Source organism: Pantoea sp. CTOTU46764, from assembly GCF_031974595.1.
Lineage (GTDB): Bacteria > Pseudomonadota > Gammaproteobacteria > Enterobacterales > Enterobacteriaceae > Pantoea > Pantoea trifolii.
The window spans coordinates 18,031-43,623 of the sequence record NZ_DALYOQ010000034.1 but is presented as its reverse complement, the minus strand read 5'-3'; the positions used below and the strand labels follow the sequence as shown (position 1 = coordinate 43,623).

22 protein-coding genes and 1 rRNA gene are annotated in these 25,593 nt (G+C 54.1%); 8 read left to right on the top strand and 15 right to left on the bottom strand.

Going from position 1 to position 25,593, the window contains the following annotated elements:
• Positions 1-101: ribosomal RNA gene (gene rrf, locus RTM06_RS13015) — 5S ribosomal RNA — on the top strand; the annotation flags it as partial.
• Between the two features lie 150 nt (positions 102-251).
• On the opposite strand, the gene RTM06_RS13010 is transcribed toward rrf, so the two are convergent.
• The 15 genes from RTM06_RS13010 to msrP all read right to left on the bottom strand — a co-directional run bounded on the left by RTM06_RS13010 (position 252) and on the right by msrP (position 14,348).
• A complete protein-coding gene (locus tag RTM06_RS13010; RefSeq protein ID WP_061720213.1) occupies positions 252-1,013 on the bottom strand; it encodes an amino acid ABC transporter ATP-binding protein in 762 nt (253 codons plus the stop codon).
• An 8-nt stretch (positions 1,014-1,021) separates the two neighbouring features.
• Positions 1,022-2,122 carry an amino acid ABC transporter permease gene (locus tag RTM06_RS13005; RefSeq protein WP_061720212.1) on the bottom strand — a complete coding sequence of 367 codons (1,101 nt, stop codon included), beginning with the start codon at positions 2,120-2,122 and terminating at the stop codon, positions 1,022-1,024.
• A gap of 15 nt (positions 2,123-2,137) precedes the next feature.
• A complete protein-coding gene (locus RTM06_RS13000; protein ID WP_256697614.1) occupies positions 2,138-3,316 on the bottom strand; it encodes an amino acid ABC transporter permease in 1,179 nt (392 codons plus the stop codon).
• A gap of 66 nt (positions 3,317-3,382) precedes the next feature.
• Positions 3,383-4,408, bottom strand: coding sequence for an amino acid ABC transporter substrate-binding protein (locus RTM06_RS12995; RefSeq protein WP_293792380.1), 1,026 nt, complete (start codon positions 4,406-4,408; stop codon positions 3,383-3,385).
• A gap of 542 nt (positions 4,409-4,950) precedes the next feature.
• Positions 4,951-5,247, bottom strand: a complete 297-nt coding sequence (gene fis / locus RTM06_RS12990) for a DNA-binding transcriptional regulator Fis (protein WP_007891954.1) — start codon at positions 5,245-5,247, stop codon at positions 4,951-4,953.
• Positions 5,248-5,271: 24 nt separating this feature from the next.
• Positions 5,272-6,237 carry a tRNA dihydrouridine synthase DusB gene (dusB, locus tag RTM06_RS12985; protein ID WP_036648759.1) on the bottom strand — a complete coding sequence of 322 codons (966 nt, stop codon included), beginning with the start codon at positions 6,235-6,237 and terminating at the stop codon, positions 5,272-5,274.
• Between the two features lie 390 nt (positions 6,238-6,627).
• Complete coding sequence (locus RTM06_RS12980) at positions 6,628-7,356, bottom strand: carbonic anhydrase family protein (protein ID WP_312182665.1); 729 nt, start codon at positions 7,354-7,356, stop codon at positions 6,628-6,630.
• 203 nt (positions 7,357-7,559) lie between these two features.
• Positions 7,560-8,441: a 50S ribosomal protein L11 methyltransferase gene (gene prmA / locus RTM06_RS12975; protein ID WP_256697611.1), complete on the bottom strand. Its 882-nt coding sequence runs from the start codon at positions 8,439-8,441 to the stop codon at positions 7,560-7,562.
• Positions 8,442-8,452: 11 nt separating this feature from the next.
• Positions 8,453-9,898, bottom strand: coding sequence for a sodium/pantothenate symporter (gene panF / locus RTM06_RS12970; protein WP_061720208.1), 1,446 nt, complete (start codon positions 9,896-9,898; stop codon positions 8,453-8,455).
• Positions 9,888-10,130, bottom strand: a complete 243-nt coding sequence (locus RTM06_RS12965) for a YhdT family protein (protein ID WP_008102001.1) — start codon at positions 10,128-10,130, stop codon at positions 9,888-9,890. The genes panF and RTM06_RS12965 overlap by 11 nt, the downstream gene beginning before the upstream one ends.
• A 72-nt stretch (positions 10,131-10,202) precedes the next feature.
• Entirely contained in the window at positions 10,203-11,552 is a 1,350-nt protein-coding gene (gene accC / locus RTM06_RS12960) for an acetyl-CoA carboxylase biotin carboxylase subunit (RefSeq protein WP_008101999.1), read from the bottom strand.
• An 11-nt stretch (positions 11,553-11,563) separates the two neighbouring features.
• Entirely contained in the window at positions 11,564-12,034 is a 471-nt protein-coding gene (gene accB / locus RTM06_RS12955) for an acetyl-CoA carboxylase biotin carboxyl carrier protein (protein WP_265298602.1), read from the bottom strand.
• A gap of 21 nt (positions 12,035-12,055) precedes the next feature.
• Positions 12,056-12,508: a type II 3-dehydroquinate dehydratase gene (gene aroQ / locus RTM06_RS12950; protein WP_007891972.1), complete on the bottom strand. Its 453-nt coding sequence runs from the start codon at positions 12,506-12,508 to the stop codon at positions 12,056-12,058.
• A 232-nt stretch (positions 12,509-12,740) separates the two neighbouring features.
• On the bottom strand, positions 12,741-13,343 hold the full coding sequence (gene msrQ / locus RTM06_RS12945) for a protein-methionine-sulfoxide reductase heme-binding subunit MsrQ (protein ID WP_312182661.1): 603 nt from the start codon (positions 13,341-13,343) through the stop codon (positions 12,741-12,743).
• Positions 13,344-14,348: a protein-methionine-sulfoxide reductase catalytic subunit MsrP gene (gene msrP / locus RTM06_RS12940; protein WP_312182659.1), complete on the bottom strand. Its 1,005-nt coding sequence runs from the start codon at positions 14,346-14,348 to the stop codon at positions 13,344-13,346.
• Positions 14,349-14,672: 324 nt separating this feature from the next.
• Here msrP and csrD point away from each other — a divergent pair, with 324 nt between their 5' ends.
• The 7 genes from csrD (at position 14,673) to yhdP (ending at position 25,575) form a co-directional block, all read left to right on the top strand.
• On the top strand, positions 14,673-16,619 hold the full coding sequence (gene csrD, locus RTM06_RS12935; protein ID WP_312182657.1) for an RNase E specificity factor CsrD: 1,947 nt from the start codon (positions 14,673-14,675) through the stop codon (positions 16,617-16,619).
• Between the two features lie 310 nt (positions 16,620-16,929).
• Entirely contained in the window at positions 16,930-17,973 is a 1,044-nt protein-coding gene (gene mreB / locus RTM06_RS12930) for a rod shape-determining protein MreB (RefSeq protein ID WP_007891976.1), read from the top strand.
• 156 nt (positions 17,974-18,129) lie between these two features.
• The gene (gene mreC, locus RTM06_RS12925; protein WP_008101989.1) at positions 18,130-19,164 is read left to right on the top strand and encodes a rod shape-determining protein MreC; all 1,035 of its coding nucleotides are present in this window, start codon (positions 18,130-18,132) and stop codon (positions 19,162-19,164) included.
• Positions 19,161-19,649 carry a rod shape-determining protein MreD gene (gene mreD, locus RTM06_RS12920; RefSeq protein ID WP_008101987.1) on the top strand — a complete coding sequence of 163 codons (489 nt, stop codon included), beginning with the start codon at positions 19,161-19,163 and terminating at the stop codon, positions 19,647-19,649. The genes mreC and mreD overlap by 4 nt, the downstream gene beginning before the upstream one ends.
• 8 nt (positions 19,650-19,657) lie before the next feature.
• Positions 19,658-20,251: a nucleoside triphosphate pyrophosphatase gene (locus RTM06_RS12915; protein WP_258144061.1), complete on the top strand. Its 594-nt coding sequence runs from the start codon at positions 19,658-19,660 to the stop codon at positions 20,249-20,251.
• Entirely contained in the window at positions 20,241-21,710 is a 1,470-nt protein-coding gene (rng, locus tag RTM06_RS12910; protein WP_061720203.1) for a ribonuclease G, read from the top strand. Before RTM06_RS12915 ends, rng begins: the two co-directional genes overlap by 11 nt.
• 46 nt (positions 21,711-21,756) lie before the next feature.
• A complete protein-coding gene (gene yhdP / locus RTM06_RS12905) occupies positions 21,757-25,575 on the top strand; it encodes an AsmA2 domain-containing protein YhdP (protein ID WP_312182648.1) in 3,819 nt (1,272 codons plus the stop codon).
• The last annotated feature ends 18 nt before the right edge of the window (positions 25,576-25,593 follow it).

Below are 25,593 nucleotides of genomic sequence, written 5' to 3'. Positions count from 1 at the left end.
GCGGTGGTCCCACCTGACCCCATGCCGAACTCAGAAGTGAAACGCCGTAGCGCCAATGGTAGTTTGGGGTCTCCCCATGCGAGAGTAGGGAACTGCCAGGCATCAAACACAAAAGCCCTGAACGAAAGTTCAGGGCTTTTTTGTATGCATCAAAACCTTCTATGCCCGCCAAAAGCACCCCATTAAAATTGCAGTTATAAAAAAGCCCCTGCTTTGCAGCAGAGGCGCTTTTCAATCTCACTATCTGGATATTAATGAATAACCTGCGACAGAAACGCACGCGTACGTTCTGATTTCGGGTTAGCGAAGAACTCCTGAGGTGGAGCTTCTTCCACGATTTCACCGCGATCCATAAAGATCACGCGATCCGCCACGGTACGCGCAAATCCCATCTCATGGGTAACACACAGCATGGTCATGCCATCTTCTGCCAGGCCAATCATCGTATCGAGCACCTCTTTGACCATCTCAGGATCGAGCGCTGAAGTTGGCTCATCAAACAGCATAATTTTCGGCTTCATACAGAGTGAACGAGCGATAGCCACGCGCTGCTGCTGACCACCCGAAAGCTGGCCGGGAAACTTATGCGCATGCTCGGCAATGCGCACACGCTGGAGGTAATGCATGGCCAACTCTTCCGCTTCTTTCTTCGGCATTTTGCGTACCCAAATCGGCGCCAGCGTACAGTTTTGCAGAACCGTAAGATGCGGGAAAAGATTGAAATGCTGGAAAACCATACCTACTTCGGTACGAACGCGTTCGATATTGCGCACATCGTGATTGAGATGGATACCATCCACCACGATACGTCCTTGCTGATGTTCTTCGAGGTGGTTGATGCAACGAATTGTCGTCGATTTACCCGAACCAGAAGGTCCGCACAGTACGATACGTTCACGTGGTTTTACTTTTAGGTTGATGTCTTTCAGTACATGGAACTGGCCGTACCATTTGTTAACGTTTTCGAGTGTAATCATCATGGCATCAGCCGCATTAGTCATAGTTTGTGTCATGTTAAACCTCAGTGCGATGCACGCCCGGTGTGAAAACGCTTCTCCAGATACTGGCTATAGCGCGACATGCTAAAACAGAAAATCCAGTAAACCATGGCAGCAAACACATAGCCTTCTGTCGACATCCCCAACCAGGTTGGGTCGACGGTGGCTTGCTGCACGCTACTGAAGAGATCGAATAGGCCGATGATGATCACCAGGCTGGTATCTTTAAACAGGGCAATGATGGTATTCACCAGGCCGGGAATGGTCATCTTGAGTGCCTGCGGTAAAATCACCAGCATCTGGGTTTTCCAGTAACCCAGCGACAGCGATTCCGCAGCTTCATATTGGCCTTTCGGTAGCGCCTGCAAACCGCCGCGTACCACTTCCGCGACATAAGCGGACTGGAACAAGATCACGCCAACCAGTGCACGCACCAGTTTGTCGATGGTGGTGCCTTCCGCCATAAACAGCGGCAGCATCACCGATGACATAAACAGTACGGTTATCAGCGGTACGCCACGCCAGAACTCAATGAAGATGATCGAAAGTGTACGCACCACCGGCATTTCTGAGCGGCGTCCCAGCGCCAGTAAAATCCCCAACGGCAGTGCGCCGGCAATCCCCACTGACGCGATAATCAGCGTCAATGTCAGGCCGCCCCACTGGCGAGTCTCTACGCGCTCTAAACCGAAATAGCCGCCATACATCAGGAACCAAACCACAATCGGATAGACCACCGCCCAGCAGGCGATATAGCGACCGCGACGCGGCATTGATTTGATGAACATCGGAATGATCGAGAGCAAGCCGATGACCAGCGACAGATTGATGCGCCAGCGCAGCTCATGCGGATAGAGTCCATACATAAACTGGCCAAAGCGTGCATGGATAAACACCCAACATGCGCCTTCTTTGGTGCAGTCTGCGCGCGTCTCACCAATCCAGTTAGCCTGAAATACCAGCCAGTTCAGTGCCGGAGGAATCACGTTCCAGATAAGCCAGATACTGAATAGCGTCAGCAGCGTATTCAGCCAACTGGAGAACAGATTTTTGCGTGCCCAGAGCCAAGCCTTACTCAGTGGGTTGGTCGGAATCGGCGGTGTTTCATGTGTAGTAACAGACATAATGATCCCGTTCTCTTAACGCTCAACCAGCGCAATTTTGCGATTGTAGAGGTTCATCAGCAGTGAAATGATCAGGCTGATAATCAGGTAGACCGCCATGGTAATCGCAATAGTTTCAATCGCCTGACCGGTTTGGTTCAGCACGGTACCGGCAAACAGCGAAACCATGTCTGGATAGCCGATAGCGGCCGCCAGCGATGAGTTTTTCACGATATTGAGATACTGGCTGGTCAGTGGCGGGATAATCACACGCATGGCCTGCGGGATAATCACCTGACGCATGGTTACTGGATTAGGTAAACCGAGCGAACGTGCGGCTTCATTTTGACCATGCGGTACCGACTGAATACCAGAGCGAATTACTTCGGCTATAAACGACGAGGTATAAACCGACAGCGCGAGAGTCAACGCAGCGAGCTCAGGAATCATTACGAAACCGCCGCGGAAGTTAAATCCACGCAGTTCTGGCACATCCCAATGCATGGCAGCGCCAAACAGGGTATGAGCAATCAGCGGCAGCAAAACCAGCAGCCCAACCGCAGCCGGCCAGGTGCGACGCAGTTGGCCGGTTTTAAGCTGATGCTTACGGTTGTAGCGGAACAGCGCCACGCAACCCAGCACCGCTAACGCCAGCGCGATCAAAAATGGCCAGGTGCCAGGCGCGTACTCGGGCCACGGGATATACAAACCGCGATTGCTGACGAATGCTAAATCAAACGCGTTGAGTGCCTGACGCGGGCCGGGCAGGTTACGCAGTACCGCAAAGTACCAGAAAAAGATCTGCAGCAGCGGCGGGATATTACGGAAGGTCTCGATGTAAATGGTTGAAAGCTTACGCAGCAGCCAGTTCTCAGATAAGCGAGCCAGACCAACGGCAAAGCCAAGGATCGAAGCGAATACAATACAGAGCGCGGAAACCAGAAGGGTATTGGTCAACCCCACCATAAACACGCGCGCGTAGGTGTCGCCTTCGGTGTATTCGATCAGGTGCTGGACAATGCCGAAGCCGGCACTGCGATCCAGAAACCCGAATCCGGAAGTGATGCCACGATTGGCCAGGTTGATTACGGTGTTGTGGATTAGATATCCCACCACAGCAAGCACGGCAACAATCGCGACGATCTGGTAAAGCCAGGCGCGAACCGTAGGATTACCGAACGAAAAATCCCTTTTTACGGTTGGGCGTTGCGACATGTTAAAACCTCAGTGAAGATTACGCGTGGGCACCGCAGGATGCGGTGCCCGACTGGCAGGACGGAATTAACGAACTGGCGGAGCGTACTGGATGCCGCCCGCATTCCACAGCGCATTCTGGCCGCGTTTAATTTTCAGTGCGCTGTCTTTACCGACGTTACGGTCGAACACTTCCTGATAGTTACCTACTTGTTTGATGATGTTGTAAGCCCACTTGTTATCGAGCTTCAGGTCTTTACCGAAGTCACCTTCCGCGCCCAGCAGATGTGCCATATCCGGTGTAGTTGGCTTGGCTACCATGTCATCGACATTTTTAGAGCTGATACCCATCTCTTCCGCGTTCAGCATGGCATACAGCGACCATTTAACGATGGTGAACCAATCGTCATCACCGCGACGCACAACGGGACCCAGCGGCTCTTTGGAGATCACTTCTGGCAGTACGATGAACTCGTCTGGCTTGCCAAGTTTAATACGCAGCGCATACAGCTGAGATTGGTCGGATGCGAGGGTGTCGCAACGGCCGCTGTCGAGCGCTTTGGCGGATTCGTCAGAGCGGTCAAAGGTCACTGGCGTGTACTGCATTTTGTGGGTTTTGAAGTAGTCAGCCACGTTCAGCTCGGTATCAGTACCGGCCTGAATACACACGGTGGCACCATCCAGCTCTTTAGCACTTTTCAGACCGGCTTTCTGGTGAGTCAGGAAGCCGATACCGTCGTAATAGTTTACGCCTGCAAACAGGAAGCCCATGCCGCCATCGCGCGATGAGGTCCATGTGGTGTTACGAGACAAGATGTCCACTTCGCCGGACTGCAACGCGGTGAAGCGCTCTTTTGCGGTCAACGGGGTGTATTTCACTTTGGTTGCGTCGCCAAATACTGCGGCAGCCGCTGCGCGGCATACATCCACGTCAATACCGGTGAATTTGCCGTTAGAGTCAGCATAAGAGAAGCCTGGCAGGCCGTCACTGATGCCGCACTGTACAAAACCTTTCTTTTTAATGGCATCCAGCGTGGTGCCAGCGTGCGCTTGTTGAGCAACGGCGAACAGCGAGGCTGCAGCAACCAAAGTGGAAAGCATCATCTTTTTCATAAAGCATCCTGTGTGGCGATATCGTGTGTTGTTATGTTTGCGCGCACTTTAATGTGCGCTGTTTTCTGTCTGTGGTGGTTAGCCATTCACAACTCTGCAAACCTGATGCCAGGTTTGCAGAATCCTGAATTCTCTGGAAAGATCTTTTAATAAACTGAAGCACTCAGAAGATTCTGACTAATATGGCGCACCAAAAGGCAGCATGACGAGACGACACGATCACAAATAGTGCAAAAAGTTTCACTATATGGAAGCAGTGTGAGCTAACGCTCAGGAGTGGATGTATGAGTTTGCACGCTTACGGCCGAAGCGGTTAATGATCACAGAGAGAGCGGGCTGAAGCGTGATGAAGGATAAATAGGCGCGAAGTAAAATGGAGAAAAGGTGTTGCTAAGGGGGAGGGGATATCACTGCGGAAATTGCAACTATCGTTACCATTATCGCGCCAATTGTTTCATGCGTTGCTAACGTCAGGAAATTATCCGTGCTGCAGAAACAAAAACGCCAGCCGCAAGGCTGGCGTTATCGCAGCAACGAACAGATTAGTTCATGCCGTATTTTTTCAGCTTCTTACGCAGGGTACCGCGGTTGATACCCATCATCAGAGCTGCACGGGTCTGGTTGCCACGGGTGTACTGCATCACCATGTCCAACAGAGGCTGCTCGACTTCTGCCAATACCAGCTCATACAGGTCACTCACATCCTGACCGTTCAGTTGAGCAAAATAGTTCTTCAGTGACTGTTTAACCGAATCACGCAGTGGCTTTTGGGTCACCTGATCCTGAGAGTTAACGGTAGAAACGGTGAGTACGTCAGAATTTACGCGTTGTTCGAACATAGTTCTTTCAGCTCTTTATTTCGTTTACGCAAGATTTTCGAAGTATGCCTCCAACGCCTCCAGCTGTTCGCTGGCATCCTCTATGGCGTTGAATGTGCGCCGAAACTGGTCATCAGGAGCACTTTCCTGCAAATACCAGGAAACGTGTTTTCGGGCAATACGGTATCCTTTGCGCTGACCGTAAAAGTCGTGCAGCTCCCGTATGTGTCCAATCAGCATTTGCTTCACTTCAGCCAGCGGCTTCGGTGCCAGCAGCTCCCCTGTGTCCAGATAATGCTGGATTTCCCGGAAGATCCACGGTCTTCCCTGAGCGGCACGGCCAACCATAAGAGCATCGGCTCCGGTATAGTCGAGCACCGCTCTGGCTTTATGCGGGTCAGTAATGTCGCCATTCGCGATGATCGGAATGGAAACGCTCTGCTTAACTGTCCGAATGCTGTCGTATTCAGCAAATCCCTCAAACAAACAGGCGCGCGTGCGGCCATGAATGGTGAGAGCCTGAATGCCACAGCGTTCAGCCAATTGGGCAATCTCTACACAATTACGATTTTCTTTGTCCCAGCCGGTGCGAATCTTCAGCGTAACCGGTACATCCACTGCATTGACGACCGCGGTGAGAATGGACTCCACCAGTTGCGGATGTTGCAGCAGCGCTGAACCTGCCATCTTACGATTCACTTTTTTGGCTGGGCAGCCCATGTTGATATCGATAACCTGCGCGCCAGACGCCACATTAATGCGCGCGGCAGCAGCCATCTCATCAGGATCGCAACCGGCAATTTGCACGGCGCGAATACCAGGCTCGTCACTATGCACCATACGCAAACGGGATTTGTCACTGGCCCAAACTTCCGGGTTCGACGACAGCATCTCGGAGACAGTCATACCGGCGCCGTTCTCATAACACAGGGTGCGAAATGGCTTATCGGATACTCCGGCCATAGGCGCAGCAATGAGTCGATTACGTAGCTGATGTTGTCCAATGCGCATGAAAAAGAAGTGACCCTAACTGTTCGCAAGGCGGCGTATATTACGCATTTTTTAAAGAAGATGAAAGGCCAAACTTTGAACAATTCGCCGTTAGAGAGAGGGGAAATCAACATATCAGGCACAAGGAAAGGTATTAATCTTTATATTTCATATGATTAAAAAAATATGATGGAATTGTGTACAAAAATTTTTCTCAAAACATGACCGAAATCACAACATAAAAACCGCCACTTCAGGTAATTAGCGAAAGAAATGACGCCATAATGATTATTAATTGAGCTACTTAGTTACGTTAGCTTAACGTCTTTTCCGCCAATAGTGGATTGAATGTCACTCCCCTGGAGCGCGCGTGCAGAGGGAGTGACGGATGTAACCTCAGTTATCAGGTCACTATTCAATAATCACGCGACCATTCAGCGGCTGCACAGGACGACTGTTGCCATGTTCACCCAACAAGGTGGTGAACGTTTTGAGCTGTTCAGCAGATGCCGAAACAGTTTGCTTCATCACTAACCAGCGCACACCTTCGGTGCAAGGTGGCGTCGTAAGCGAACCACTAAAGCGAAAATAGTTCTTTTGACCCGGAATCAGAGCGCTGAGATTGAGTGGCTGTTGCAGGGCCACCTCTTTGTTAACTTCAGCGGGTAACTCACGCAGTACCTCTGCCAGCGCAGGGTTTTCCGACCCGGCTTCAAACATCACGCCAACCACCGCCAGATGGCCCTCTTCGCTAGCGTGGACGAAATGCGCAGCCAGCGGAAAGCGTTTGCCATCAATCAGATTTTCGCTCGGCGTATGGAAGTGGAACTGACGCAGCGTATAAGCTTCGCCATCCAGCGTCAGCGCATCGCCATCCTTGACGTTGATCTGGAGGGTGTGACCGTTATTGATGATGGACTTTTGTTTGGCTTGATAGCTCAACGTCAGCGGCGGCAGTTGTCCATTCACCACCTTGCGGATATCGACAGGTGACTGGTTCACACCGCTTTTACAGGTATGATAATCGGCGTGCAAGTTGCCCCACTCATCTGGTGCTTCATAAGACCAGTTGGAGCTATGGGCGTGCGTGAACGACGCCATGCTTGTCAGAAAAGCGAGTAAACAAAGTTTCTTTTTCATAATCAATTACTTTCAGCGATTTATCGGAGTGAAATGCCCTACAAGACATTGCCAAAAAGGGATAGCGCTATCGCCTGGAGCAGGATTGTAATGACTGAAATGTAAAGAAACGGCAGTAGATGAGAAGGGCTGGCGCTTTGAGACGGGTCTCAGAAAAATAGAACGGCTTGCCAGTCAGTTAGCCCGACTGGCAAGCGGGCAGATTAGCGGCGTACGCCGGTGATGCGGCACCACTCTTCTTTCTCGGCAACCGCGTCGAGTGCAAAACGATCGGCGTAAGCTTCACACACGCTTTCGGCCTGGCTCGCCAGCACGCCGGACAATCCAAGATGCCCACCGGCTTTCGGCAGCACGCTAATCAGCGGCGCCAGCTCGCGCAGCGGACCAGCGAGGATGTTGGCGACCACCACGTCAGCCTGCAGGTTTTCCGGCTGCTGGTGGGGCAGATAGAGCGCCAGACGCTCAGAGACGCCATTACGTTCGGCATTATCGCGGCTGGCCTGGATCGCCTGCGGATCGATATCAATACCGATCGCCTGCGCTGCGCCTAATTTTAGTGCGGCAATAGCGAGGATGCCGGAGCCACAGCCAAAGTCGATCACCGTTTTGCCTTGCAGATCCAGCCCATCAAGCCAGGTCAAACACATCGACGTGGTGGGATGCGTGCCGGTACCAAATGCAAGGCCCGGATCCAGCATCACGTTGACGGCATCTGGATCTGGCACATCGCGCCAGCTCGGGCAGATCCACAGACGCTCACCGAAACGCATCGGGTGGAAGTTATCCATCCATTCACGTTCCCAATCTTTATCTTCGATCTGCTCGATCTTATGGCGAAACGCGGATCCCAGCAGCGGATGCTGGCTTAACTCGGCCACCACATCGCTCATCTCGGTTTCGGCGTCGAACAGGCCGATGACATCGGTATCGCCCCACAGCAGCGTTTCGCCCGGCAGCGGCTCGTAAACCGGATTGTCGTGCGTATCCTGGAAAGTGACCGACACCGCGCCAACATCCATCAGCGCATCGCTCAGGGTTTCGGCGTTTTCACCGGTGCTGTTAATTTTGATTTGAATCCAAGGCATAGCGTTTCTCTTTATTCCAGTGCCGCTGCATGCGTTGCAGGCGTGCGGCCAAACAGATTACCCACCAGGAAGGCCAGCAGGCTTAAGGTCAATGACGGAACAATTGGGTGGAAACCCCACCATTCAATGTTCAGGCTGGCAAGCAGCGTATAGCATCCCGCGCCGACCAGCATACCGCTGATCGCACCGGTAGAGTTGGCGCGCTCCCAATACAAGCCCAGTACCAGCGGCCACAGGAACACGGCTTCAAGACCACCAAATGCCAGCAGATTCAGCCAGATAATCATATCGGGTGGATTCCACGCCGCCAGCAGCAGCAGCACGCCAAGCACGAAAGTGATAGTGCCTGACAGCATGCGCAGGCGCGCCTCATTTTCACTGTGCTGCGGTGCAATACGCAGGTAGAGATCTTTGATCAGCGTAGCGGAGGATTGCAGCAGCTGCGCGTTAATGGTCGACATAATGGCCGCCATTGGCGCCGCAAGAAATACGCCCGCCGCCATCGGCGGTAACACGGTAATCATCAGCGTGGGGATCACGCGATCGGGGATGGTGAGATCGGGCAAAATCACGCGGCCCAGCGCACCGGCCAGATGCATGCCAAGCATCAGGATCACTACCACAATGGTGCCGAGCACAATGCCACGATGCATCGCTTTGCTGTCTTTATACGAAATACAGCGCACCGCAGTGTGGGGCAAACCAATCACACCGAAACACACCAGTACCGCAAACGAGCTGAGGAAGGTTGGATTGATGACATTGCCAACGCCTTCCGGCGACGTCAGTTGTGGATCGATGTTGTGCAGTTTGGTTACTGCGCTTTCCAGCCCGCCCGCCTGGTGAATTACCGCGAAGAGGAGCAGGAAGGTGCCGATCAGCATCACCATGCCTTGCATCGCATCGTTCAGCACGCTAGCGCGGAAGCCACCGAAAGCAGTGTAGAGCGCGATGGTGCCACCGAAGATGAGCAGGCCGGTGTCGTAAGGAATACCCGCAGCGGTTTCCAGCAGACGCGCGCCACCGATGAACTGCACGGTCATCGCGCCAATAAACGCCACCAATAAACTGATACTGGAGAGCCAAATCAGTAACGTGCTGCCGTAGCGGCCATAAAGCATGTCGTTAAGCGTCACAGCATTGTAACGACGCGCCAGAATGGCGAATTTCTTGCCTAATACGCCAAGAGAAAGCCAGACGGCGGGCACCTGAATCATTGCCAGCAGCACCCAACCAAGACCATATTTATAGGCAGCGCCGGGGCCGCCAATGAATGAGCTGGCGCTGATGTAAGTGGTAGTGATGGTCATGGCCAGCACAAAGCCGCCCATCGAACGGCTGCCGAGGAAGTATTCACTCAGGAAGTTGCCCTGACGCTGCTTGCGCATCGCAAACACCGACAGCGCAGCGATCAGCACCAGATAGGCCAACAGCGGAAGAATGATTTCAGAGTCCATCGTTATCCTCCAGCGACATGTCGCGGAACAGCACGCGCACCATCAGCCAGCACAACACAATAAACAGCAGCGGGGCGAACAGGCACGAAAGCTCAAACCATCTTGGTAAGCCAAAGAAGCCGATCTCATTGCCGCCCAGCCAGGCAGAAAGTCCCCAAACGGCAAGGTAGGCCAGCGTCAAATAAAACGACCAGCGCGCCTCTTTGTTCGCTTGTAAAAAACGCCAATCCATTATGTAACCTCAAAGGCGACAAAAATGAAAAAGGCCGGAGTTAACCGGCCTCTGTCTTGCTCTGCGCTGCGATTACTTCTCTTGCAGGCCGAGTTTTTTCTCCAGATAGTGGATGTTAGTCCCACCCTGCTGGAAGTTTTCGTCGGACATGATTTTCATCTGCAGCTCAATGTTGGTCTTGATGCCGTCGATGATCAGTTCCGCCAGCGCATTCTTCATGCGCGAGATTGCCACGTCACGGTTTTCACCGTAGGTAATCAGTTTACCAATCATGGAATCGTAGTACGGTGGCACGCTGTAACCGGCATAGATATGCGATTCCCAACGAACACCGAAGCCGCCCGGCGCGTGGAAGCGGGTGATCTTGCCTGGGCTTGGCAGGAAGGTATTCGGATCTTCGGCGTTAATACGGCATTCCACCGCATGACCGCGAATCACCACGTCTTCCTGTTTGATCGACAGCGGCTGACCAGCAGCAATACGCAGCTGCTCTTTGATCAGGTCGACACCGGTGATCATTTCTGTCACCGGATGCTCAACCTGAATACGGGTGTTCATCTCAATGAAGTAGAACTCACCGTTTTCATACAGGAACTCGAACGTACCTGCACCGCGATAGCCGATGTCGATACAGGCTTTAGAGCAGCGTTCGCCGATATAGCGACGCAGTTCCGGCGTAATGCCTGGCGCTGGTGCTTCTTCAACGACTTTCTGGTGACGACGCTGCATTGAGCAGTCACGTTCGGCCAGATAGATCGCGTTACCCTGGCCGTCGGCCAGCACCTGAATCTCAATGTGACGTGGATTCTCGAGGTACTTCTCCATGTACACCATGTCGTTGTTGAAAGCCGCTTTGGCTTCCGCTTTCGTCATGTTGATGGATTGCTCAAGATCCTTGTCGCTACGCACAACGCGCATACCGCGACCGCCGCCGCCGCCGGAAGCTTTGATGATCACCGGATAACCGATGCGCTTAGCGAAGGCACGGTTTTTTTCCATGTCGTCGGTCAGCGAGCCATCAGAACCTGGCACGGTGGGTACGCCGGCTTTCTTCATTGCGGTGATCGCAGACACTTTGTCGCCCATCAGGCGAATGGTGTCGGCTTTCGGGCCAATGAAGATAAAGCCTGAGCGCTCAACCTGCTCGGCGAAATCGGCGTTCTCAGAGAGGAAGCCGTAACCCGGGTGAATAGCGACCGCGCCGGTAATTTCAGCGGCGGAGATCAGTGCCGGGATGTTCAGGTAGCTTTTGACCGAAGGTGGTGGGCCGATGCAGACGGTTTCGTCTGCCAGCAGCACGTGCTTCAGGTCACGGTCCGCGGTGGAGTGCACGGCAACAGTCTTAATGCCCAGCTCTTTGCAGGCACGCAGAATGCGCAGCGCGATCTCACCACGGTTAGCAATGACAATTTTATCCAGCATGCTTCGCCTCGTTATTCGATGATGACCAGCGGCTCGTCAAATTCAACCGGTTGGCCGCTTTCGACCAGAATCGCCTTCACAACGCCGGATTTGTCGGCTTCGATCTGGTTCATCATTTTCATCGCTTCAACGATGCACAGGGTGTCGCCGGCATTCACTTTCTGGCCAACTTCAACGAAGGCTTTCGCGTCTGGGCTTGGGGTGCGATAGAAGGTGCCCACCATCGGAGAACGCACGATATGGCCACTGATTTCTGGTTTAGCTTCTGCAGCAGCCGGTGCGGCAGGTGCCACAGCGGTCGCCAGCGCAGGCTGCTGCTGCTGCATCATTGGCGCAGCATAAGCCTGCTGCATCATTGGGTAGCCGGCATTTGCAGGTGAACGGCTGATACGAACGGACTCTTCGCCCTCGGAGATTTCCAGCTCGGAGATGCCAGACTCTTCAACCAGTTCGATCAGTTTCTTAATTTTACGAATATCCATGAGTGTGGTTCCGTACTCTGTTTAATTGGAATGTGACAGGCGTTTTACTGCCGTTTGTAAAGCCCACGAGTATCCATCAGCGCCAAGTCCACAGATGACGCCGGCAGATACATCGGAAAGATAGGAGTGATGTCTGAACGGTTCGCGTGCATGCACGTTCGAGAGATGCACCTCAATAAAAGGAATGCTAACCGCCAACAGGGCATCACGCAGTGCAACGCTGGTATGCGTAAACGCAGCAGGATTGATGATGATGTAATCCACGTTGCCGCGAGCTTCGTGAATACGGTCAATCAGCTGAAACTCTGCGTTCGATTGCAAATGACTCAATTTCACATGGTGCTGATCGGCCTGTTGCGTCAGATCGCCGACGATTTGCGCCAGCGTGGTGTGACCATACTTATCAGGCTCGCGCGTTCCCAGTAAATTCAGATTGGGACCGTTCAAAAGCAGTATGTGAAATTTGTGCGCCATCTTGCTGCTATCTCCTGCAATCAGTAAGGCATCGCGTAAAATACCGCGCCATCTTGCGTTTGTCACCCTTGAGGATGAAAAAGAAGACTTCGTTTGCAATAAAGCCGGGCATTATATCCGTTTCGTCGACATTCGCAGCAAAATACTGGTCTTATCTGCGAAGTTGATCGAATGTGGCCCGAAGGCCACACTTTTTAACAGATCTCGCGGGAGGAACACAACTGTGCGGGGATTATCTGGAGAGAAGTTTACGCAACTTATTGTAACGCCACGATAACAGCGCGATGGCCAGCACGGCGTAGATTACCGGCTGCGGGGACACGACTTTCACAGACCAAAGATAGTGGATAGGTGCGAGGATCGCGACAAGATAGACGCCGTTGTGCAGCGTTTGCCAGCGACGACCCAGTTTGCGCTGCATGCGTTGAAATGAAGTGATGGCGAGGGCGAAGAGAATCGTCCAGCTGATCATCCCCAGTAACAAATAAGGACGGGAAATCAGCTCGCTGCCGAGTAAACGCAGATGATCGTAACCAAGTTCCAGCAAGTAGTAGCTGGTGAGATGTAAAGTGGCCCAGGCAAAACACCACACGCCGAGCAGGCGGCGGGTCCGAATCAGCAGCGGCTGTTTCAGGTAGCGCGTTAATGGGCTGACCAGCAGCGTGGCAAGCAGCAGCTTTAGCGCCATTCTGCCAGTAAAATGCTGGATATCTTTCGCCGGATCGGCGCTCAGCCAGCCCTGACTCGCCGCCATAAACAGATAAACAAACGGCAGAAAAGCCGCCAGATGCAGCACAACTTTTAACGCAGTAATGTGGCGTAAAGTGAGGCGCACTTAATAGTTCTCCCGTAAATCCAGCCCGCGATACAGTGAAGCCACTTCTTTCGCGTAGCCGTTGAACAGCAGCGTAGGTTGGCGATCAACCTTTAGAATGCCGCCCGCGCCAATAAAGCGTTCGGTAGCCTGCGACCAGCGCGGATGATTCACATGCGGGTTCACATTGGCATAGAAACCGTACTCATTGGCGGCGATCTGGCTCCAGGTGGTTGGTGGACGATCGTGCGTCAGCGTGATCTTCACGATCGATTTAATCCCTTTGAAGCCATATTTCCACGGCACCGTCAGGCGAATCGGCGCGCCATTTTGCGGTGGCAGCGCTTTGCCGTATACGCCGGTACTCAGCAGCGTCAGTGGATGCATCGCTTCATCAAGACGCAAGCCTTCTACATAGGGATAATCCAGCCCGCCGCCGATAAAGCGATCTTTCTGACCGGGCATTTGGTCAGGTGCGTAAAGCGTTTCAAACGCCACATAGCGTGCATTGCTGGTGGGTTCAGCCAGTTTCAGCAGCTTGTTGAGCTCGAAGCCGACCCACGGAATCACCATCGACCAGGCTTCGACGCAGCGCATGCGATAGATGCGCTGTTCCATGGCGAAACGCTTGAAGATGTCATCCATATCCAGCGTGATCGGTTTGGCCACTTCACCTTCAATGCGCAGTTTCCACGGATTGGTTTTCAGCGTGCCGGCATTGGCGGCAGGATCGGCTTTATCCAGACCAAATTCGTAGAAGTTGTTGTAACCCGACACCTTATCAAACGGCGTGAGCGGCAAATCGGCCTGCCATTCGGCCGGTTTAGTGAAATCTAAATCTCTGCCAGCGGGCGCGGGCGGGCGGTTATTACCTTTAAACCAGCTCAACACATCGGCTTGCGCCGTGCCTGGCAAGCTGGCTGCTGCTGCGCCTAATCCCAACGCTTTCAGCACCTGACGGCGGCGCATATTAAAGACGCTTTCTGGCGTGACGTCGGCTTCTGTGAGCAAGTGCTTCAGCTTCATGACGTTCTCCTGTGAATAGTAAGTTATTACCAGCATGCTCAACTTCAGCGTCAGGCGCGAACTTGCGGGGAAAAATGTGAAATTTCCTGGCAAAACGCACTCTTTGAGAATAGGACGAAAAAGCCCGTAGCAAAGTCAGGCCATCACGGTTTAACGCTATACTCGCGCCGTAGCGCTTATCAAGCTGTGTTATGTGCGATTTTGATGCCAGTCTGGCGCTGAATCACACCTTGATTTGTGCTATTTTGCTCAGGTTTGCGCCAGTGGTCGGAGTGGCGCCAACGGATTAACACCGTTCATAACCGCAGTAATGCAGGCACAGGGATGCGATTAACAACTAAATTTTCTGCGTTTATTACCTTATTAAGCTTACTGGCGATGATATTGATGCTGGTGGGCTGCGCTTTTAGTTTTATCTGGCTGTCGCAACAGCGTGTGGAAACGCGTATGCAAACGCTGGCGACTGAAGTGGATAAAGCCCTGGCTTCACAATCGCCGCAAGAGATCACGCAGTGGCTAACGCGCATGATGCCGGTGGTCAATGCCGAACAGATGCAGCTGCTGAATGGCGATACCTTAGTGTTCAGTTTAGCCCGCCACGAAAATCCGATGTTAGAAGATGAGCCGAATCGCTTTGTGCAGTTCGATTTGCCCCTGACGCATTCACCGGGCCTTGAACTGCGCGTGGTGGTGCTCGATCCCGCCAAAACTCTGTTTCGCTCCTTTACCGGCACTTATACGCTGGTGGTCCTGTTTACTGTCGTCGCTATCATGTGTGTGCTGCTGGTTATGACTAACCGCTGGCTCAATCGGCGCTGGCACAATATGGAACAGCTAGAAGCGCGCGCCGATCGCATTCTGGCCGGGGAACGCAGCTCGCCGGACGAGCATGCGGCGGAATGGCCGCCGAAAGCCAGTCGCGCCATCGATACGCTTCTGGGCGATTTGCAGGAAGCGGGCGAGCAGCGTTTACGCATCGATACCTTAATTCGCACCTTTGCGGCGCAGGATCCGCGTACCGGTCTCAACAATCGCTTGTTCTTCGATAACCAGTTGGCGACGTTGCTGGAAGATCAGGAAGATGTTGGCACGCACGGCGTGGTGATGATGGTGCGCCTGCCGGATCTCGATACCCTGCACGAAACCCTCGGCCCAACGCTGGTGGAAGAGTATCTGTTTGACCTGATTAATATGCTGTCGACCTTTGTGCTGCGCTATCCGGGCGCATTGCTGGCACGTTACTTCCGCAGTGATTTCGCCGTCTTGCTGCCGCATCGCACTCTAAAAGAAGCCAACAGCATTGCCGACCAACTGATCAATGCCGTCGATTCACTGCCGCCGATGCGCATGGTCGATCGCGATGATTTGATCCACATTGGCATCAGCGCGTGGCGCAGCGGACAAAGTGTTTCGCAGGTGATGGAAAATGTGGAGATGGCCACGCGGCGTGCGACATTGCAGGGCGGTAATAGTTGGTCGGTTGGCGAAGGCAATACGCTGGACATGGGGCGCGGCAGCGTGCGCTGGCGGACCTTGCTGGAGAATACACTCAATCGTGGTGGCCCGCGTCTGTACCAGAAACCGGCGGTACTGCTGGATGGAAAAGTCCATCATCGCGAATTGCTGACGCGCGTGTTCGATGGCGACAAAGAAGTGGTATCGGCGGAGTTTATGCCGCTGGTGCTGCAGCTGGGTATGACCGACAGCTGGGATCGCCAACTGGTGGCGCGCATTGCGGCGCTCTCTGAAATGTGGCCGGATGAAACCCTGGCACTACCCGTGAATATTGACTCGTTGTTGCAGCGGCCTTTTCAGCGCTGGCTGCAAAAACTGCTGCTGCAGTGCAGCAAATCGCAAAGAAAACGTTTTTTATTTGAACTTGCTGAGGCCGACGTTTGTCAACACATCAGCCGTTTAGTGCCGGTTTTCCATATGTTAACGGCATTTGGTTGTCGCATTGCGGTGGTTCAGGCCGGATTGACGGTTGTGAGCAGCGCCTATATTAAGCAATTCCCGATAGAAGTGATTAAACTTGCGCCGGGTTTGGTACGCAATATTGAACGGCGTACTGAAAACCAGCTGTTTGTGCAGAGTTTGCTGGAAGTGTGTAAGTCATCACCGACACAGGTTTTCGCCGCCGGCGTGCGTACACGCGCGGAGTGGCAAACGCTGTCGGGATTGGGGGTTTCTGGCGGGCAGGGCGATTTCTTTGCGCCCTCGTTGCCGGTCAACAGTAACGTAAAGAAACACTCACAACGTTATCGAATTTAAACCTTCAGCGCGCGAAATGCAGGCTGATGGCTGTTTTTCTCGCTTATTTGTGCCGGAGCGCGCGATGCTGGAGGCTGGAAATGTTAGATTTTATGTCGAAATTTGCCCGCTATCGCCGGGAGAATTTAGGTTAAAACGGCGTGTTAACGCCTTTTAACTGCGGCAAAAGACCCTACCATCAGGCCAAAAAAGTATTCAGCGTATTTTTTCACCGAAGCAGAACGTTTTTGCGCCTTGTAGCGGCTTCGCGTGGTTGGTAAAGTAGGCGGATTTTATTTTCCGCCCCCAGCTTGCAGGATTATCCCTTAGTATGTTTAAAAAATTTCGTGGCATGTTTTCCAATGACTTGTCCATTGACCTGGGTACCGCGAATACCCTGATTTACGTGAAAGGACAAGGCATCGTGTTGAACGAGCCTTCTGTGGTTGCTATTCGTCAGGATCGTGCCGGCTCCCCAAAGAGCGTAGCGGCTGTCGGTCATGACGCTAAGCAGATGCTTGGCCGTACGCCGGGCAATATCGCTGCTATTCGTCCTATGAAAGATGGCGTTATCGCCGACTTCTTCGTCACCGAAAAAATGCTGCAGCACTTCATCAAGCAAGTGCATAGCAACAGCTTTATGCGTCCAAGCCCACGTGTGCTGGTCTGCGTACCGGTGGGTGCGACCCAAGTTGAGCGTCGTGCCATTCGTGAATCTGCACAGGGTGCAGGCGCGCGTGAAGTCTTCCTGATTGAAGAGCCAATGGCTGCGGCGATTGGTGCAGGTCTGCCGGTTTCTGAAGCAACCGGTTCGATGGTGGTTGATATCGGTGGTGGTACCACTGAAGTAGCAGTGATCTCGCTGAACGGCGTGGTTTACTCCTCTTCTGTGCGTATTGGTGGTGACCGCTTCGATGAAGCTATTATTAATTATGTCCGCCGCAACTACGGTTCACTGATCGGTGAAGCGACTGCTGAGCGCATCAAGCACGGTATCGGTTCTGCTTATCCGGGCGATGAAGTGCACGAGATTGAAGTGCGCGGCCGTAACCTGGCAGAAGGTGTGCCGCGTGGCTTTACCCTGAACTCCAACGAGATTCTTGAAGCGCTGCAGGAACCGCTGACCGGTATCGTGAGCGCGGTGATGGTTGCACTGGAACAGTGCCCGCCAGAATTGGCTTCTGACATCTCCGAGCGCGGTATGGTGCTGACCGGTGGTGGCGCATTGCTGCGTAACCTCGATCGCCTGCTGATGGAAGAGACCGGTATTCCGGTGGTCGTGGCAGAAGATCCGCTGACCTGCGTAGCACGCGGCGGTGGTAAAGCATTGGAAATGATCGACATGCATGGCGGCGATTTGTTCAGCGAGGAGTAATTCCTCAACGGCTAAGGCCCTGGTCAAATTGCGCAGGGAATAGCGCCTATGCTGACGCTGCTGCTGCAACGCACGACGGCGAGATGCGTCCAGCCCTGGAGGCGTTGGCTATAAGGCTAACGCTTCTTCCCTGATGTCGAGGAACACGCAGAATTTATGAAGCCGATTTTTAGCAGGGGACCTTCCCTGCAGTTGCGCCTCTTTCTGGCAGTCATTGTGGCTATCGCGATTATTATCGCTGATAGCCGCGTGAGCTCCTTTTCCCAGATCCGCAACTACCTGGACACGTCGGTCAGTCCATTTTATTTTTTGGCCAACGGGCCAAGACAACTTCTTGATGGCGTTTCCGAAACGCTGGCGTCACGTCAGCAATTGGAGCTGGAAAATAAAGCACTGCGCCGTGAGCTCTTCCTGAAAAACAGTGACTTGCTGATGCTGGGGCAATATAAGCAGGAAAACGCGCGTCTGCGTGAACTGCTTGGCTCGCCGCTGCGCCAGGATGAGCACAAGATGGTGACGCAGGTGATCTCCACCGGCACCGATCCTTACACCGATCAGGTAGTTATCGACAAGGGCAGCGTAAACGGTGTTTACGAAGGTCAGCCGGTGATCAGTGATAAAGGGGTTGTCGGTCAGGTGGTTGCAGTAGGTCAGGTTACCAGCCGCGTATTGCTGATTTGCGATGCATCGCATGCATTGCCGATTCAGGTGTTGCGTAACGATATTCGCGTGATAGCCGCCGGTAATGGCTGCAGCGAAGATCTGCAGCTGGAACATCTGCCGGGCAACACCGACATTCGCGTCGGCGATGTGCTGGTCACGTCTGGCCTGGGCGGTCGCTTCCCGGAAGGTTATCCGGTTGGCGTGGTCTCCTCGGTGAAAGTCGATACACAGCGTGCTTACACGGTGATTCAGGCGCGTCCAGCGGCTGGCTTGCAGCGTTTGCGCTATCTGCTGCTGCTGTGGGGCGCGGATCGTAACGGCGTAGCACCGATGGCGCCGGACGAAGTGCATCGCGTTGCCAACGAACGTTTGATGCAGATGATGCCGCAGGTTCTGCCGCCAGCAGGCGAAATGGGCCCACCGGCACCGGATACTTTGCAGTCATCGCAGCAAATGGGGCCACCGCAACCCGCTAATAGCAGTCGTTCGCAAGGGAATTCTGCGAACACACGCGGAGGCCAGCCTTGAGTCGATATCGCAGCCAGGGCCGATGGGTTATCTGGCTGTCCTTTCTGATTGCCCTTATCCTGCAAATCATGCCGTGGCCGGAACAGATCTTCATGTTCCGGCCTTCATGGCTGTTGCTGATCCTGATTTACTGGGTGCTGGCGCTGCCGCATCGGGTGAATGTTGGTACCGGTTTTTTCCTCGGTGGCATCATGGATCTGGTGGCAGGCTCAACGCTGGGCGTGCGTGCGCTGGCATTCAGCATCATCGCGTATCTGGTGGCCTTTAAATTTCAGTTATTCCGAAACTTAGCGTTGTGGCAGCAGGCATTAATGGTTATGGTGCTGTCCCTTGCGGTGGATGTGATTGTTTTCTGGGCAGAATTCCTGGTGATCAACGTCTCATTCCGCCCGGAAATCTTCTGGAGTAGTGTGGTCGACGGCGTCCTGTGGCCCTGGCTATTCTTATTGATGAGAAAGATTCGCCGTCAATTCGCTGTTCAGTAAGGAATACTATGATTAGCCTGTACCTCGCATCCGGTTCACCGCGTCGACGTGAGCTGTTAACGCAGCTTGGTCTGCAATTTGAACGCCTGATTACCCACGTAGAAGAGCAGCGTCAGCCAGAAGAAGCGGCTGAAGTTTACGTGCGTCGTCTGGCGTCAGATAAGGCGCGCGCGGGCGTCGCGGTCGCACCGCAGGATCTGCCGGTGTTGGGTGCAGATACCATTGTGGTACTGAACGGTGAAGTACTGGAAAAGCCGCAGGATGCCGCGCACGCCGCCGCGATGCTGAGTAAGCTGTCGGGACAAACTCATCAGGTGATGACCGCCGTAGCGCTGGCTGATAAACAGCGTGAACTGGATTGCCTGGTGACCACGGACGTGACCTTCCGCAAGATGACGGCGGAGGAAATTTCGCACTATATCGCCAGTGGCGAGCCGATGGATAAAGCCGGCGCGTACGGAATTCAGGGCCTTGGCGGCAATTTTGTCCGCAAGATTAATGGAAGCTATCACGCCGTGGTGGGATTGCCGCTGGTTGAGACCGGTGAGCTGCTGAGTCATTTTCAGTCACTGCGGGCGTTAAGGGGACAAGATGACGGCTGAACTGCTGGTAAATGTGACACCTTCGGAAACCCGTGTTGCCTACATTGATGGCGGCATTCTGCAGGAAATCCACATTGAGCGCGAAGCACGACGCGGCATCGTGGGCAACATCTATAAAGGACGCGTCAGTCGCGTCTTGCCGGGTATGCAGGCGGCCTTTGTCGATATCGGCATGGAAAAAGCTGCCTTTCTGCACGCGTCCGACATCATGCCGCACACCGAATGCGTGGCGGGTGATGAGAAGAAAAATTTTGTGGTGCGCGACATCGGCGAACTGGTGCGTCCCGGCCAGGATTTGATGGTGCAGGTGGTGAAAGATCCGCTTGGCACCAAAGGCGCGCGCCTTACCACTGATATAACCTTGCCTTCGCGCTATCTGGTGTTCATGCCTGGCGCATCACACGTTGGCGTCTCACAGCGTATTGAGACCGAAGCCGAGCGCGAACGACTGAAAACGGTGGTTGCGGCGCACTGTGACGATCTCGGCGGCTTTATTATTCGTACCGCCGCCGAAGGCATTGGTTCGGAAGAGTTGTCGCAGGATGCCGCTTTCCTGAAACGTTTGTGGACCAAAGTCAGCGAGCGTAAAAAGCGTAATCAGACGCGCTGCCTGCTGTACGGTGAGCTGGCGTTAGCGCAGCGCGTACTGCGTGATTTCGCCGGCGCTGCGCTGGATCGCATCCGCGTGGATTCGCGTTTGACCTGCGATTTGCTGGTGGAATTCACCAGCGAATACATTCCGGAAATGGCCAGCAAGCTGGAGCTTTACAGCGGCAAACAGCCGATTTTTGACCTGTTCGATGTCGAGAACGAAATCCAGCGTTCGCTGGAGCGCAAGGTTGAGCTGAAGTCCGGCGGTTATCTGATCATCGATCAAACTGAAGCCATGACCACGGTGGATATCAATACCGGCGCGTTTGTCGGGCACCGCAATCTTGACGAAACCATCTTCAATACCAACATTGAAGCGACGCAAGCTATCGCGCGTCAGCTACGACTGCGTAATCTCGGCGGCATCATCATTATCGATTTCATCGACATGAGTAACGACGAACATCGCCGTCGCGTGCTGCATTCGCTGGAGAGTGCGCTGAGCAAAGATCGGGTGAAAACCGGCATCAACGGTTTCTCGGCGCTGGGTTTGGTGGAGATGACGCGCAAGCGTACGCGAGAAAGTATTGAACATGTGCTGTGCGCCGATTGCCCGGTGTGCAAAGGGCGCGGCACCTTGAAAACGGTGGAAACCGTCTGCTATGAAATTATGCGTGAAATTGTGCGCGTGCATCACGCCTACGATTCTGACCGCTTCCTGGTGTACGTTTCCCCGGCGGTGGGTGACGCGCTGAAGGGCGAGGAGTCACACGCGCTGGCGGAAGTGGAAATCTTCGTCGGTAAGCAGGTCAAAGTTCATGTTGAACCGCTCTATACCCAAGAGCAGTTTGATGTCGTCATGATGTGATCGTGAGGTTAAGTTCCGCAAGCCAACGGACAGCAAGGAGAGGTGTGTGAGGCGGTTGCCGAGGATTTTGTTACTGCTGCTCGCCGCAATCATCGTAATTGTGGCGCTGCTGGTCAGCGGGTTGCGCCTCGTGATGCCGCACCTCAACAGTTATCGCAGCGATATTCTGCAGACGATCTCACGCGTCAGCGGCGTCACGGTCGATGCCAGCGAACTGCAAGGGAAATGGGAGAATTTCGGCCCGACGCTGCAGGTGCGCGATCTCAACATATCGATGCAGGAAGATGGTCAACTCACCATCGGCCGCGTCAATCTGGCGCTCAATGTCTGGCAATCGCTGCTGCACTGGCGCTGGCAATTCCGCGATCTCACCTTCTGGCAGCTGCATCTCGAAACCAACCATCCGCTGTTCACCAGCGATGAACAGAAGAACAGCTTCAAACCGGCGCAAATTAACGATCTGTTTTTGCGTCAGTTCGATCACTTCGATCTGCGCGACAGCAGCATCCGTTTTCTGACGCCGTCCGGCCAGCATGCCGAACTGGCGATTCCACGCCTTACCTGGCTGAACGAAAATACCCGTCATCGCGCGGAAGGCGAAGTGAGCCTCTCCAGTTTTACCGGCCAGCATGGCGTGGTACAGGTGCGGCTTGATCTGAACGACAGCAACGGTTTACTCAGCGATGGCCGCATCTGGATGCAGGCCGATGATGTTGATGTGCGGCCGTGGATTGGCCCGTGGCTGCGTGACAATACCAGCCTTGAAAGCGCACGTTTCAGTCTGGCTGCGTGGGCAAATTTGCGTGATGGCGATCTCTACGCCGGTGATTTGCTGCTGAGCAAAGGCGGCGCGCGCTGGCGCGGCGAGCAGGGCGATCATCAATTACAGGTCGATGGCTTAACCGCGCACTTGTCGCGCTATCATAATGGCTGGAGCCTTTCAGTACCGCAAACCCGACTGAGCACCGACGGCATCGCCTGGGCGCCAGGGCATTTTTCTTTGCTGTGGAAGCCGGAAGATAAGCAGATGCTCGGCGCCAACAGCGCGGCGGAAGTGCGCGTGCGTGCCACCCAACTCGACTTAGAACGTCTGGCACCGATCGTGCCGCTGTTTAAGCCACTTTCCCCCACTTTGCTGGATAACTGGCGTTCGCTGCAACCGCGCGGCCACATTGATGCGCTGGCGCTGGATATCCCGCTGCAACAGCCGGAGCAAACGCGTTTGCAGGCGAAGTGGCGCGATCTCGCCTGGCAACAGTGGGAATTGCTGCCGGGTATCAGCAATCTCAGCGGCAGCGCCAGCGGCAGCTTAAACAACGGTTTGCTGGATGTGGCGATGGGCCAGGCGGAAGTACCGTATGGCGATATGTTCCAGGCTCCGCTGCAGATTAAACAGATCACTGGCCAGCTTAACTGGCTGCGTGATGCCAAAGGCTTAACGCTGGATGGACATCAGCTGGATGTGCAGGCGCGCTCGCTGTGGGCACGCGGCGATTTCCGCTACCAGCAGAATTTGGGGACCGCGCCGCGCCTTGATATTCTCGCCGGGATTCGTGTCACCGATGCCGGCGATGCGTGGCGCTACTTCCCGCAGCAGCTGATGGGCCACGATCTTACGCACTATCTCAGCGACGCGATTAAAGGCGGGCAAGTGGATAACGCCACGCTGCTGTTTGCTGGCGATCCCGCGCTATTCCCGTTTAAGCACAATGACGGCATGTTTGAAGTTTGGGTACCGCTGCGTAACTCCACCTTCCAGTTCCAGCCCGGCTGGCCAGCACTGGAAAATCTCGACATTAACCTCGACTTCCTCAACAACGGTTTGTGGATGAAAGCCGATCAAACCAAACTCGGCGAAGTTGATGCGCGCAACGTCAGCGCGGTGATCCCGGATTACCTGAAAGAGAAGTTGATTATCGATGGCGATATCAGCGGCGAAGGCAAAAAAATCGCCGACTATTTCGAGCAAACGCCACTGAAACCAACACTCGGCGCGGCGTTGCAGGAGTTGCAGATTGGCGGCAATGTGCGCGGCAAACTCAATCTCGATATTCCGCTGGATGGCGAGCAGGTGCACGCCAGCGGCAATGTGGTGCTAAATAACAACACGCTGCATATCAAACCGTTAAAAACCACGCTGAACAATCTCACCGGCCGTTTCCGTTACAACAACGGCAATCTGGAGAGTGAAGAGTTGCAAGCCAATTGGTTCGGGCAGCCAACCGGCGTGAGTTTTAGCACGCAAGAGAATCCCAACGACTTTGGCGTGAACGTCAAGCTGTTGGGCGATTGGCAGCCAGGTAAACTCAAGGTGCTGCCGGACGCCATCACGCGTCAGTTAGGTGGCTCTTTACCGTGGCAGGGCAATGTCGACATCACGTTGCCGCACAAAGGTGGCGCGACTTACAAAGTTGCACTGCAAGGCGAGGGCAAAGCAGTAAGTAGTCACTTACCAGCACCGCTGGATAAAGCGGCCGGTGAAGCGATGCCGATTACTATCAATGCGGAGGGCGATCTCAAAGGCTTTACCTTGAGCGGTAGCGTACGCGATCACCATCGTTTCAATAGCCGCTGGATTCTGGAGCCGCAGCTGCGCGTTGATCGCGGTATCTGGCTTAACGATGCGAAAAGCACACCGAAGCTGCCGGAAAAACGCGGCATGGAGCTGAATCTCCCGCCGCTGGATGGCGAAGCCTGGATGGGGATGATGGCTGGCGCGGGCAGTTCACGCAGTGCGCAGGGCGAGCCTGAAGTGGGCGGCGCATTGCTGCCTGGCGATTTTATTCTGCGGACACCGGCGCTAACGCTCGGTGGTCAGCAGTGGCACGACGTTAACGCCACCGTCACGCAGGGTGCAGGCGGCAACACGCGTTTGCAGCTGGAGAGCCGTGAAGCACGCGGCAGTTTGCAGACGGCGCAGCAGTCACCGTGGCAGATCAACCTGAGCTATCTTTACTACAATCCTGAATGGACTGAGAAAAGCGATGGAAAATCATCGCCGTTTGGCGGCAACAGCAGCAACATCAACTTCAGTAATTGGCCAGCATTGCAGCTTAACTGTGATGAGTGCTGGTTGCGCGGACAGAAATTCGGTCACATGCAGGCGAAGCTGCAGCCGCAAGGCGATACGTTAGCACTTACTAACGGTTCGATTGATTCTGGCAGCTCGAAGCTCAACGTGGCGGGTGAATGGGTGAATAAACCCGGCGATCAGCGCACTTCGCTGAAGGGCAGCCTGAGCGGTGACAATATCAATGACGCCGCCAACTGGTTTGGCATGAACACGCCGCTGCGCGACGCACCGTTCAAACTCGATTACGATCTGCACTGGCGTTCTGCGCCGTGGCAACCCTCGGTAGAGACGCTGAGCGGTACGCTGAAAAGCCACTTTGGCAAAGGCCAGATCGCCGATGTTAATACCGGTCGCGCGGGACAGTTGCTGCGTCTGTTTAGCTTCGATGCCTTGCTACGTAAGATGCGCTTCGATTTCAGCGACACCTTTAGTGATGGTTTCTATTTCGATTCGATTAACGGCACCGCATGGATTGAAAACGGCGTGATGCGCACCGATAACCTGCTGGTGGATGGCCTGGAAGCGGATATCGCCATGAAGGGCAACATCGATTTGGTGAAGCGTCAGATCGACATGGAAGCGGTGGTCGCCCCGGAAATCTCCGCCTCGGTCGGCGTCGCCACCGCCTTTGTGATCAATCCGGTGGTCGGCGCAGCGGTGTTCGCCGCCAGTAAAGTGCTGGGGCCGCTGTGGAATAAGATTTCGCTGCTGCGTTATCACATCAGCGGACCGCTGGATAAGCCGGAAATCAATGAAGTACTGCGCAAACCGCGCGTAGACGATAAGAAGTGAATTTGACGCCGTCGGGTA